This window comes from Candidatus Burkholderia verschuerenii (genome assembly GCF_001189365.1).
Taxonomy (GTDB): Bacteria; Pseudomonadota; Gammaproteobacteria; order Burkholderiales; family Burkholderiaceae; genus Caballeronia; species Caballeronia verschuerenii.
In genome coordinates this window covers 1-12,994 of record NZ_LFJJ01000162.1, presented here as the reverse complement: position 1 = coordinate 12,994, position 12,994 = coordinate 1, and the positions used below count along the sequence as shown (strand labels likewise).

The window sequence follows — 12,994 nt, the reverse complement described above, 5'->3', positions numbered from 1 at the left end:
TTGACCTTGCGCGTAGACACACCCTGCACGTACATCTCGGCCAACGCTACCACCAACGCCTTCTCGCTGCGCGCATAGCGCTCGAACAGCGCCGTTGAGAATTCGCCATGCCGATCACGTGGCACGCGCAGCTCGAGTTTGCCGATGCGGCTCACCAGAGCGCGGCCGTCATCTCAGGGGCAGTCAGCGTTAACAGCTGAGCGCGATCGATCAGCAGATGCTCCGCCGGAATGCTGAAGCGTCCCTTGACGTAGTTGCGGAAACCATCGGCCTGCGGTTCGAGCGCATCGACCGATTGCACATCGGTCTTGTCCTGCGATGCGTCCATCCGGCCCGGCGTGAACGGCACCGTCACCTTGCTGCCACCCTTCTCTGCCGCCTGCTCGATGGCAGCCGCGCCCGCCAGCACGATCAGATCGGCGATCGACACCTTCTTGCCGCCTGACGCTTGGCCGTTGAAGAAGTCCTTTTGGATGCCTTCGAGCTTGCCCAGCACTTTCTGCAACTGATCCGGCTGATTGGCGGCCCAATCCTTCTGCGGCGCGAGACGAATGCGCGCACCGTTCGCACCGCCGCGCTTGTCCGAACCGCGGAACGTCGCCGCCGATGACCACGCCGTCGTCACCAGTTCCGATACCGACAGACCCGACGCCAGAATCTTCTGCTTGAGCGCCGCGATATCGTTCTGATCGATCAGCGGGTGATCCACCGCCGGAATCGGGTCCTGCCACACGAGTTCTTCCTGCGGCACTTCCGCACCGAGTTAACGCGCGCGCGGACCCATGTCGCGGTGCGTCAGCTTGAACCAGGCACGTGCGAAAGCATCGGCGAACTGGTCGGGGTTTTCCCAGAAACGCTTGGAAATCTTCGCGTATTCCGGATCGAACCGCAGCGACAGGTCGGTGGTCAGCATCGTCGGTTTCTGCTTCTTCGATGCATCGAACGCGTGCGGAATCGTCTCGCCGCCGTCCTTCGCTACCCATTGATTCGCGCCCGCCGGGCTCTTCGTCAATTCCCATTCGTGACCGAACAGGTTTTCCCAGAAGCCTTGGCCCCACTTGGTCGGCGTTGCCGTCCACGTCACTTCGAGACCGCTGGTGATGGTGTCCGCACCCTTGCCGGAGCCGAACTTGTTGTGCCAGCCGAAACCCATCAATTCGAGATCGGCCGCTTCCGGTTCCGCGCCGACGTTGTCCGCCGGACCCGCGCCGTGCGTCTTGCCGAAGGTGTGTCCACCCGCGATCAGCGCGACGGTTTCCTCGTCGTTCATCGCCATGCGCGCGAAGGTTTCGCGGATATCGTGCGCCGCCGCGAGCGGATCGGGATTGCCGTCCGGACCTTCCGGATTGACATAGATCAGACCCATTTGCACCGCGCCGAGCGGATTTTCGAGATTGCGTCCGTCGTCGGTGCGGCTTTGCTCCTCGCCGCCGTGCATCTCGGCATCGGCGACGAGCACGCCTTCGTCCTTGTCGTCGCGCGGCGCGCCGCCCTTGCCGTAGCGGACATCGCCGCCCAGCCAGGTCTTTTCGTTACCCCAGTAGACGTCGAGGTCCGGTTCCCACGTATCTTCCCGGCCGCCCGCGAAGCCGAAGGTCTTGAAGTCCATCGTCTCCAGCGCGACGTTGCCGGTCAGAATCATCAGATCGGCCCAGGAAATGGCCTGTCCATACTTCTGCTTGATCGGCCACAACAGGCGGCGCGCCTTGTCGAGGCTGACGTTATCCGGCCAGCTATTGAGTGGCGCGAAACGTTGCTGACCGCGTCCACCGCCTCCCCGGCCATCGCCGGTGCGATACGTGCCGGCGCTATGCCACGCCATGCGGATAAACAGCGGACCATAGTGGCCGAAGTCGGCGGGCCACCAATCTTTCGAATCGGTCATCAGCGCGGCGAGATCCTTCCTTCAATTACTTCGTGTGAGACTCTTGATACCTTTTGCTATACCGATTCCGAAGAACCGGCCGCACCAGAATCAAGCGCCCACACTTATCGGCTGTTAGTTTTTAAAGAGCATTGCGAGAAGATTTCTTAGCGTTTTCGCTTCGTTTCTTTCGCGCCGTCATTCAACGGGAGGCGAATTATTACTGGCGGATGAACACCCGGTCAACCCCCTTTTGAAAAATATTTTTAGCGCCCGTTTTTAGGCCGCCGCCAGGTCGTTCGGAGCAAGCGCGATCGCGCCAGCCTCCGAACCCTGATCTTCCCGACGCGCTCAGCTACCGAAGTACGGCGGGCAGAATCCTTGCGGCCCGACGCAACGGTTGGCACCCGACTTCGACATCGAAAAGGAATTGCGCTGCATCGAACCGGACGCCGTGCCGCCCGCATGCGTGCCGCCGTAAGCGTCGTTGGTCGCGTTCATGTTCTGCTGCGCGGCGACCTTCGCCTCCGCCGCCTGAATGTCGACCGGGTAATTGGCGTTCTCGCCCGATGCGGCGGAATAACCCGCTTGCTCTAGTTGAACGAGTTCGGCCTTCACCTGAGCACGCGTCAGCGGCACGCTCTGATCCTGTGCGAAAGCAAATGCCGGTGCGGTGACGACGACGAACGAAACGAGAACCTTGGCAATGGTATTCATGATGATGACGCTCCTGATGAAAAGGTTGACCTGGATCGCTTGCGATCCACGAACCTCATCGAACAAGGGCGATCGTCCCTCTTGCGTTCGATTACTCGCCTGCTGCGCGCATACGACATGATTCGATGCGAAGGCATCGCGTCTTGTCGTTACCTGGGTTTCAAGCGTTGAGGCTTCGATTGGTAAACCGCATGGGCTGGCAATCTATTCCCATGCGGTTTATCGAAGTGTCGAGAGGCATGCGGCGCTTGACGCGAACGGTCAAGCACGCGGTTAATTAAAATGCGCGATCAAGGCGCGGCAGGCACGAGATGCACGCGCTTTTCGGTGGCCGCTTCGACTGCGACGCTCGAATAGAGCAACGGAAAGTACTGCCCCTTGAGCCACATCTGCGCGAGATCGCGGTAATGCGGATTGTCGGGGTCACCCGATTCGCCCGGCAGATTCACCGCACGCGAATCATCCCAGTTGCCCACATCGACGACGACGCGAAACGACGGCCCGTTGGTCTCGCGGAAATCGCTCGCACGATACGTCGACTGATTCGGCGTATAAGCACTGCCGCCTTTTCCGATCGGGCCGACATTGAGCTTCGCGCGCATGTCCGCATCGACGGCATCGGCCAAGGGATGCGCGTTCAGATTCGTTTGCAACTCGCCCCATTTCCAGCGGCTCGCATCGTTACCTTGCAGGCGCACCATCTCCGCATAGGCATCATGAAGACTGGAAAGCAGCACGGCGTCGCGCTTCGATTGTGCGTCGGCGCCGAAGCGTGCTTCAGGATGCTCGAGCGAATCCAGCATGACTGCGGTATCGGGCGCGCCGAATGCAGAGGCCGCATTTTTCGGCAGTACCGCACTCTTGAACGCGCGCCCGAGATGACGCGATAGCCACACTTCCTCAAGCGCGGCCTGCGCGGAATCCGCGCCCATGTGCGCGTCCCAGCCCTTGAGCAAGGTTAGTGCGGCACGCGTGTCCTGATCGTCGCTGTCGAGCGGCGCGAGCAATGCAACCAGACGTCTCGCGGGAATCGACACATCGTCGTTTTGCAAGCGCTCGGAGTCTTCGATCGACACCTTGGGCAGCGACTTCAACACTTCATCGATACGTTGATGCCGCGATCCATTGGTCCATTCGAAGCCCAGCTTGCGCTCGCGATACGGATAGTCCGCCGGCAAGTTCATCTCGTTCGATGTCGTGAAATAGCCTTGCGCCGGGTTATAGGTGGAAGGCATCGCGGCGCGCGGCCAGAAGCCGGTCCATTCATAGCGACCATCGCCGGACACGGGCATCAGGCCATCCCAATTCGGGCGAATCGGCGCGAGGCCGCTTGGCACCCAGCCGATGTTTCCATCCTTGTCCGCATAGACCTGATTGACCGTCGGCGCGCCCCATGTCGCGAGCGCTGCGTTGAATTGCGCGTAGTTCTTCGCGCGCATGTATCGCATGGAATCGAAGTAAGGCAACATGCCTGGAGACAGCCATGCGGACCGCACCGCGAACGCGCGATGCTTGCTCTCTTCCGTATAAATCACGGGGCCGTGCCGAGTGAAAAGCAGATCGGCAGTAACGGGCGCGGCATCGCGCACATTGATGGTTTCGCGCACGACACGCATCGGTTCCCACTTGCCTTTATAGCGATACTCCCGCGAATTGGACGGATTCAACTCGTACACATAGAGATCTTCCTGATCGATATTGAAGATCGTGAGCCCATAAGCAATCGATCCGTTATGCCCGATCGAAATGCCCGGCGCGGAAGGCTCGCCGCCGCCGATGATATCGAGCGTAGGCGTGCTGATCTGCTGAATGTAGCGCAGGCTAGGCGCTGCATACGCACGATGCGGATCGTTCGGCATGATCGCGCGCCCCGTCGCCGATTTCGATGGCGCGATCACCCAGTTATTGCTGCCTTCGGTAACCTCTTCAGGATTGTCCGTAGCAGCGATCATGGTCGTGGATGCATCCGCGCTCTTGAGCGACTCCTTGGTCACGCGCACCGATTGCGTCGCCAGGGAAAATACCTTGAGCACATCGTCCGGAAAGCATGGATCGAGACCCGCAGGCATTGCAGGTTTCCACGGCAGCTGCAAACCGAAGCGCACCGAATCCGCATCGAGCGAGCTTTTGCAGGCCACACGCGCACGCGCGACCTCGCTCGTCAGATTGCGCGTCAAGCCGTGACTGCGAATGCGCACGACATCGTCGGCGCTCCATTTTGCGGGCCAATATCCGATCTTGCGAAACTCATAGGGCATGCGATCGGGATGCACCGCAAGCCAGGCGATATACGCGTTTACGCCTGCAGCAAAGCGCGTAGCGGCAGGTTTAGCATCGGGACCGTAGCGCTTCCATTCCGTCGTCATGTCGCCGCGATAAAGAAACATTCGCGTCGACTTGTCCTGCTCGATGTAAGCCGGCCCAAACACCTCCGCAAGTTGTCCGAGTCCGCGTCTTCGCCAAAGATCGATTTGAAACAGGCGATCGCGTGCTGCATTAAAGCCTTGCACGAAGAATGCGTCGCTATCGTTGGCGGCATAGATATGCGGGACGCCCCAACGGTCAATCAGTATGTCGGACGGTTGCGACAAGCCCGGTAGCGCGATGGTTTCATCTGCGGCGGGCGCGCCATCGGCATAAGCGACCGACGTGACCGAAGCGACCAACGATGCGGCGATCAATGCGCTGAACGTGCGTAGGCCTTTCATGCATGCGTCTCCTTTTTTGTGCGTCGTTATGCATGCGAGCTTTCATCGCGCATGCCGGGGCTTACATTCTGATACAAGACGCCGCTGTTCGCTTGCGGCGAATATGTCGATTCACGCAAGCGTCGAACGTCGTGTAGATAAAGGAGAACGCAATGAACTACGTAAATGACCCGGTTCTTATCGCCAAGCGCGTCTACGAGGCCTATATCGCCAAGGACCGCGCCGCAATCGAAGCCTTGATCGCCGACGATTTCCACTTCACGAGCCCACGCGACAATCGCATTGATCGCGCGACGTATTTTTCACGCTGCTGGCCCGGTTCGCAGATGATGGATCGCATCGCGTTCGTTCGCATGGTGGCGGACGGCGATCATGTCTTTGCGACTTACGATTTGCGCATGAATGACGGCAAGGCTTTTCGCAACACCGAACTCTTGACGGTGTGCGATGGCAAACTCATCGAAGCGCAAGTATTTTTCGGCTGGACGCTTCCTCATGAAGCACCCGAAGGCGGCTTTATTTAATTCTCTAGCATTAACGCCGCATGGTCCCGATCGCGCCGGCGATCTGCCGGCTCATTTGCGCAAGCGCCCGGCTATGCGCGGCGGCGATTGCATCGAAGCCCGCGCCTTCGGCCGTTTCATGCGCGACGGTGTGACCATCGAAGCGTGAAGCGCCATCGGCAGAGCGCACGGTCCACAAGGCGTCGAGCGTAACGGAATCGCCCGGCACCGATTCGAAGCGCATCACATCCACGCGCACCTGATACGGTTTGACGTCTGCGCCTTGCGGATACACCGACACGTTATCCGATCCGAGCAGACGCGACAGATCGGCCGCAAGCGTGCGCGCGATATTTTCCTTGAGCGGCTCACCCCAACGCGCGAACTCGTTGATATTCACTTCGTTAGGCTCGCGTCGCGTGACGATTTGCGGTTTATCCACGAGTTCAGGCACCGTCACCGGTCCGACGGTTACGCGTAACGGTGTCGTGTTCGGCGCGGCTTCAAGCGAAGCATCGGGACTCAAGGTATAGAACGACGGCCTTGGAGAACCGCCGCAAGCCGCCAGCAAACACAGTGCCGAAGCGATTGATAGAACATGAGCGCGCATCACTTCTTATCCTCCGGCTTGCCACGCAGAATCGCCTCCGGATGCCGCTCCAGATACTCCGCGAGATTGCGGAAAGCGGCAGCAGTACGCGACAGTTCCTTCATCGTCTCAGCCGCATTCGCCTGAAGCGGCGAATCGTTCTGCATCATGCGACTGGTGCTGTCGAGCGCATTGCGTGCGGCGGCGAGTGTCGTCTTCGCTTCCGGCGCGATTTCCGTGTCGAGTGTTCTGACCAATGCCTGCGCCTGCTTGAGCGTGTCGCGCACGTCTTGCCCGATGCCTTCGAACGGAATCTTGTTGAGCTTCGTCACCAGCGCCTGAATCGAATCCTGCAGCGATTGCAGACCGCCCGGCACAGTCGGCAGTTCAGGTGGATCCGCATTCCAGTCGATCGACGCCGACGCCGCGTCCTTGAAGAAATCCACCGCGATATAGCGCTGTCCCGTCAGTATGCTGCCCGTACGAAGCTGCGCGCGGAAGCCGTGCTCCACCATCCACTCGACGAGCTTGCGACGATCCATCGTCAAACGTCCTTGCTGCGTGCCGGATTCCGCGCGCATCGAAAAACGTTCGGGATAGAAATTCACGCGCACCGGTATGCTGAATTCGCGCTTGACCGGATCGTAACGCGTGTAGATCGCCGTCACTTCACCTAGCACGATGCCGCGAAAATCCACTTCAGCGCCTACGGATAGCCCGCGTACCGACTCCTTGAAGTTGAACACGTACGAATCGATGATACGATCGTGCCGCTTCATCGCTTCCGTGCGCGATGTAAAGAGCTGATAGACGTGTTGTGCGGGCGCTTCCGCCGCATCGCTCGCGGTGGTGATATCGGTCATGCCCGGCGTGGGCGGCGGCATTTCGAATGCGAGGCCGCCGACGAGTATCGAGACGAGCGATTCCGTATCCATCTTGACGCCCGTCGAATCGAGCTTGACGTCCACGCCGCTCGCCTGCCAGAAGCGCTTATCCATCTTCACGTACTTGTCGTAAGGCGCATTGATGAAGAGATGCAAGGTCACGCCCATGCCATCGGCATCGAGTTCGTACGAAGTAATCTGTCCCACCTGCAAGCGTCGAAAGTACACGGGCGCGCCGACATCGAGAGAGCCCATCGTGTCGCTCTTGAGGACGAACTCGCGCCCCGGTACATCCGTCGTGATAACGGGCGGCGATTCGAGTCCGACGTAATCATAACGCTTCGTCTTCGTCACGCCGAGATCCATGCCGACATACGATCCCGCGATCAGCGTGCCCAGTCCCGACACCGTGCCGCCCGAAATGCGCGGCCGCACGACCCAGAATCGAGTGTCGTCGACCAGCATGTTGTCCGCATCTTTGGAGAGCTCCGCCGATGCGATCACGCGCTTGTGATCCGGCGCGAGCACCACGCTCTTCACCGTGCTGATCTCGACGTCCTTGTATTTGATCTTGGTCTTGCCCGCTTCCAACCCTTCACCGGTTTTGAAGCTGATGGTGATCGTCGGCCCTTTTTGCAGGATCGCCTGCGCCGCGAGCCATCCACCGATCAACACCGCGATAAGCGGCACCAGCCATATCAACGACAAACCGAAACGCGAGCGCCGTGCAGGCAGCGCATCGGGAAAATCCTGCTCCGGCGGACGCGAAGCATCGGGCGGCTCAACCATGATCGTCCTCGAGAGCATCCCACATGAGACGCGGATCGAAAGCCATTGCGGCAAGCATCGTCAGCACGACGACCGCGCCGAATGCAACCGCAGCCGCGCCTGCATGAATGGTCGCGAGCGCGTTGAATTGCACGAGCGCGACGAGCACGGTGATCACATAGATATCGAGCATCGACCAGCGTCCGACGAACTCGACGATGCGATAGATACGCGTGCGTCGCGCCGGCAGCCAGCGCGCACGGAACTGCGTGCTCGTCACCAGCAGCACGAGCGACAGAATCTTGAGCATCGGCACGGCGATGCTCGCGATGAACACCAGCAGCGCGAGCGGCCACGACCCCGAGGTCCACAAATACGCGACGCCGCTCATGATCGTGTCCTTCTCCGCGCCGAACAACGAACTCGTATTCATGACGGGTAAAACGTTTGCGGGAATGTAAAGCACCATCGCCGCGATGAGCAGCGCCCACGTTCGCGAGATCGAATCGGGCTTGCGAAAATGCAGGCTCGCGTTACAGCGCGGGCATCGTCCTTCATGCGCGTGCGATGCGGCCTTCGAGACCAACGCGCAATCGTGACAGACGAAAAGGCCTGCTTTTGCAGCGGTCCGCGCGAATGGCGGCACATCCGACGCCAAAGCAAAGCGATCGATACCCGCGCGTGCATCGATACGCGCCCACACTTCACGCGCATCGAACGACGACGCCGCGCCCGATATCAGCAGCATCACGCCGCCGAATGCGAAGAGCGAAATGCCCGGCACCACGCTTGCAATCGCCGCGAGTTTCACCAGCGCGACGAGAAAGCCGAGTATCAACACTTCGGTCATGCCCCAGGACTTGACCGCATGCAGCGCGCGAAACGCCGCACGTCCCGCACGCGGCGCGCGTTTGAACGCGACGAGCGGAAACAGCAGATAAGCCATCGCGCACATCTCCGCCAAAGGCATCAGAAACGATGTCGCCAGCACGAGTCCGGCGAGCGGCCACATGCCTTCCGCATAGAGCATGCGCACCGCGCCGAGCAAAGTCGTCTCGACCACCGTGCCCTGCACATCGAGTCCGACGATGGGATACGCGTTCGCAATGCCGAACAGCACGAGCGCGCCGAGCGTGCACGCCAGCGAGCGGCTTAAGCCATCCGGCCGATCGCGATACAGCATCGCGCCGCATCGCGTGCAGCGTGCCGTGCCGCCTTTGCGCAGCACGGTTTCATGCTGCAGCAGGTCACATTCGTGACAGGCGATCAGACGTGCATGATTCATGGCGATGTCGCCTTGCCCGACATATCCGCCGATGGCGCGAGCGGCGCGCCGTTATCACCGTAAGCGACCGCCGTGCGCGTCTCGGCATCCGTCACCCAGCCGCCGCCCATCGCCTTGTAAAGCGACACGACGGACGTAAGCGCCGCGCCTTGCGTCTACGTGTAACTGAGTTGCGCCTGAAAGAGACTGCGCTCCGCATCGACCTGACGTCCCTGCACGTCGCGCGCTTCGCGCGTCTTCTGCATCGTGACGAGCGAATCGTCGACATCCTGAAACGCGCTTTGAATCGCCTTTTCGTAGCTAAAGAGCGCCTGTTGCTGCGCGGCCTCCGCCGCCTTCACCTGACCGCTGATGCCGCCCGCCGTGAAGATCGGTTGCGTCACGGCGCCGGCAAACGACCACGCGCGCGCCGGTCCCTTGAACAATTGCGAGAACTGCGAACTCTGCTGACCGAGCAGCCCGGTTAGCGATATCTGCGGAAAATACAGCGCGCGCGCCGCGCCGATCTTCGCATTCGCCGCGATCAGATCCTGTTCCGCCTGACGCAAATCTGGCCTGCGTTCCAGCAGATCCGACGGCAGACCGGCGGGGACATCGGGCGTCGCGAGGTCGTCGAGTTCGCGGTCGCGCGCGATCGCTTGCGGATTGCGGCCGAGCAGAATCGCCATGGCGTTCTCTTGCGTCGCGATCTGCTGTTCGAGTTGCGGCACCGTCGCCAAGGCGGCCTGATACTCGGACTGCGCCTGCGCGAGTTCCATCTGCGATACTTCGCCGTACTGGAAACGCAGCTTGAACACCTTGACCGATTCCTCGCGGCTCGTCACCGTCTGATGTGCAATCGCGAGTTGCCGATCGAGCGACACCAGTTGGATATACGTCGACGCCACCGATGCCACGAGCGCGAGTATGGTCGCGCGACGTCCCTCCTCGCTTGCCAGCATATTCGCCCGCGCGGCTTCGGTCTCGCGCCGCAAGCGGCCGAACACATCTATTTCCCAGGTTGCATTCAACGCGAGCTGATACTGATTGATCACCGGACCGACGCCAGGCGGCAAGGTCAGCGAGCCCGTCGGCACGCGTTCGCGCGTGGCGTTCGCGCCCGCGCCGATCTGCGGAAACAACTGCGAGCGTGTGGTCTGGAATTGCCCGAGGAACTGATCGACGCGCGCCGCCGCGACCTTGATGTCCTTGTTCTCTTTAAGCGCCGTATCGATCAGATCGTTGAGCGCGGGATCCTGAAACTGCTGCCACCATGCGGTATTCGCGATCTCCTTCGCTTGCGGTTCGGCAAAGCGAAAATCCGTGGGCACGTCGACTTGCGGGCGCTCGTAATTCGGGCCAAGCAGACAGCCGTTCAGCAGCAGGGTCGCCAGCAGCAGCGCGCAACGCATCGAAGGGACCGAAGGGATCGAAGGGAAAAGAGCATGCATGTCAGTGCTCTCCCGGTTGCGCGGCGTCAGGCGGTATCGGCTGATGTGTGTCCTTCTTCGCGCTCATCTTCTCGCTGAAGCTTTCGATCACGTAGAAGAACATCGGAATGAAGAACACGGCGATGAGCGTCGCCCCGAGCATGCCGCCGATCACGCCTGTGCCGATCGCGTGACGGCTATTCGCCGATGCGCCCGTCGCGATCGCGAGCGGCACGCAGCCGAGAATGAATGCGAGCGATGTCATCACGATCGGACGCAGACGTTCCTTCGCGGCGGTCATCGCGGCGTCGTACACGCTCTCGCCGTGCTCGCGATTCATCACCGCGAACTCGAAGATCAGAATGGCGTTCTTTGCGGCCAGCGCGACGAGCATCGTCAGGCCGATCTGAAAATAGACGTTGTTGTCGAGCCCGCGCAACATGATTGCGACCAGCGCACCGAACAACGCGAACGGCACTGCGAGCAACACGCCGATGGGCAAGGACCACTTCTCATACTGCGCCGCGAGAATGAGGAAGACCATCACGATGCCGAACGCGAACACCATTGCCGATGAACTGCCCGAGCTCTGCGCCTCGAACGCCTCGCCGCTCCACGCGATGCCGTAACTCGACGGCAGCACGTCCGCGCCGATCTCGCGCAACGCGTCCATCGCCTGACCCGTGCTGTAGCCGGGCGCGGCATTGGCCGTGATCTTCACCGCCGGAAAGTTGTTGAAGCGCGTGATCAGATCGGGACCGGTCACATACTTGTACGTCACGACCGAATTGAGCGGCACCATCTCGCCCGAGCGGCCGCGCACGAAGATGCGGCTCAGATCGTCCGGCGTGCGGCGTTCGTTCGCCTCCGCCTGCAAAATCACCTGCCACAAGCGGCTGTCCTTGTTGAACTGCGACACGTACAGCGAGCCGAACATCGTCTGCATCGAGCTATAAACGTCCTGCACGGGCACGCCGAGCGTCTCCGTCTTGGTGCGATCCACATCGACCTGAAGCTGTTGCGAGGCCGCGTTGAAGGTCGATGTCACGCCCGACAACTCCGGACGCGCCTTCGCCTTCTTCACGAAATCGCCGACGATCGCGGCCAACTGCTGGCTCGTCGCATCGCCCTTGTTCTGAATCCACATTTCGAGGCCGCCGGTCGTGCCCAGGCCGGGAATCGACGGTGGATTGACCGGCAGCACGATGCCCTGCTGAATCCCCGAGAGATTCTTGTACGCGCCGAGCAGCACGGCACGCGCATTCTGCGTGCGGATATTCGCGGACGAATAACGCTCGTCGAAGCTCTTGAAGCCGACGAAGAACGTGCCCGCGTTGTTCTTCGTCTGACTGTCGAGCAGGCTGAAACCATCGACCGTGGTGATGCTGTCCACCGCCGGCTGCTTCATGAAGTATTCGGTGACGCGATCGGACACGTTGCCGGTTCGATCGAGACTCGCGGCATCCGGCATGATCACCGCGCCCAGCAGATAGCCTTGATCTTCCGGTGGCAGAAAGCTCGTCGGTATGGCCTTCACCATCCATAACGAGACGCTCACCATGCCAAGGAACAATAGTCCCGCTATCACCGATCGTTTGATCGCGAGTTGCACCGCGCGCGCGTAGCCATCGGTCATCTGCGAGAACTTGCGCTCGAACCAAACGAAGAAGCGCGCCTTCTTGTGCTCGCCATGCACGGGTTTCAACAGCAACGCGGCAAGCGCGGGCGATAGCGTCAACGCAACGATCCCTGAAAACACGACGGAAATTGCAATGGTGATCGCGAACTGCTTGTACAACTGCCCCGTAATGCCCGATAAAAACGCCACGGGCACGAACACCGCGCACAACACGAGCACGATGGCCACGACCGGTCCCGACACTTCGTCCATCGCGCGCTTGGCGGCATCCTTTGGCGACAGCTTGAACACGGTCATATTGCGCTCGACGTTCTCGATCACGACGATCGCATCGTCCACCACGATACCGATCGCCAGCACCATGCCGAACAGCGTCAGCATGTTGATGGAAAAGCCCAGCAGCGACATGCCCATGAAGGTGCCGACGATCGACACCGGCACCGCCAGCACCGGAATGAGCGTCGCACGAAGGCTTTGCAGAAACAGATACACCACGACGACCACTAGGTCCTGTTTACATTTAAGAGCGGCCCGAAGGCAGACACGATGGAGACAAAGGTGAGGTAGCTGTGGGCGAGTTTGTCATATCGAGTGGCGACGCGACGAAAATGCTTGATACGCTTAAAGA

The 12,994-nt window shown here is 60.5% G+C and carries 6 protein-coding genes and 5 pseudogenes; 1 reads left to right on the top strand and 10 read right to left on the bottom strand.

Annotated elements, in window-relative coordinates:
• The 4 genes and pseudogenes from BVER_RS30475 to BVER_RS21990 form a co-directional block, all read right to left on the bottom strand.
• Positions 1 to 167: pseudogene (locus BVER_RS30475) on the bottom strand (transposase); the annotation flags it as partial.
• Positions 158 to 1,906: pseudogene (gene katG, locus BVER_RS22000) on the bottom strand (catalase/peroxidase HPI); the annotation flags it as partial. The pseudogenes katG and BVER_RS30475, both read right to left, overlap by 10 nt.
• A 309-nt stretch (positions 1,907 to 2,215) precedes the next feature.
• On the bottom strand, positions 2,216 to 2,581 hold the full coding sequence (locus BVER_RS21995) for a DUF4148 domain-containing protein (RefSeq protein ID WP_050455088.1): 366 nt from the start codon (positions 2,579 to 2,581) through the stop codon (positions 2,216 to 2,218).
• A 290-nt stretch (positions 2,582 to 2,871) separates the two neighbouring features.
• Positions 2,872 to 5,289, bottom strand: coding sequence for a penicillin acylase family protein (locus BVER_RS21990; RefSeq protein WP_083452298.1), 2,418 nt, complete (start codon positions 5,287 to 5,289; stop codon positions 2,872 to 2,874).
• Positions 5,290 to 5,441: 152 nt separating this feature from the next.
• On the opposite strand from BVER_RS21990, the gene BVER_RS21985 reads away from it, so the two are divergent.
• Complete coding sequence (locus tag BVER_RS21985) at positions 5,442 to 5,813, top strand: nuclear transport factor 2 family protein (RefSeq protein WP_050455086.1); 372 nt, start codon at positions 5,442 to 5,444, stop codon at positions 5,811 to 5,813.
• Between the two features lie 10 nt (positions 5,814 to 5,823).
• Here BVER_RS21985 and BVER_RS21980 read toward each other — a convergent pair whose 3' ends face one another.
• The 6 genes and pseudogenes from BVER_RS21980 to BVER_RS32765 all read right to left on the bottom strand — a co-directional run.
• The gene (locus tag BVER_RS21980) at positions 5,824 to 6,402 is read right to left on the bottom strand and encodes a PqiC family protein (RefSeq protein WP_050455085.1); all 579 of its coding nucleotides are present in this window, start codon (positions 6,400 to 6,402) and stop codon (positions 5,824 to 5,826) included.
• Positions 6,402 to 8,054, bottom strand: coding sequence for a PqiB family protein (locus BVER_RS21975; RefSeq protein ID WP_050455084.1), 1,653 nt, complete (start codon positions 8,052 to 8,054; stop codon positions 6,402 to 6,404). Before BVER_RS21975 ends, BVER_RS21980 begins: the two co-directional genes overlap by 1 nt.
• Entirely contained in the window at positions 8,047 to 9,318 is a 1,272-nt protein-coding gene (locus BVER_RS21970) for a paraquat-inducible protein A (RefSeq protein ID WP_050455083.1), read from the bottom strand. Before BVER_RS21970 ends, BVER_RS21975 begins: the two co-directional genes overlap by 8 nt.
• A pseudogene (locus BVER_RS21965) lies at positions 9,315 to 10,709 on the bottom strand (efflux transporter outer membrane subunit). The gene BVER_RS21970 and the pseudogene BVER_RS21965 overlap by 4 nt, the downstream one beginning before the upstream one ends.
• Positions 10,710 to 10,749: 40 nt before the next feature.
• Positions 10,750 to 12,873 (bottom strand): annotated as a pseudogene (locus tag BVER_RS21960) (efflux RND transporter permease subunit); the annotation flags it as partial.
• A pseudogene (locus BVER_RS32765) lies at positions 12,870 to 12,994 on the bottom strand (IS5/IS1182 family transposase); the annotation flags it as partial. The pseudogenes BVER_RS32765 and BVER_RS21960, both read right to left, overlap by 4 nt.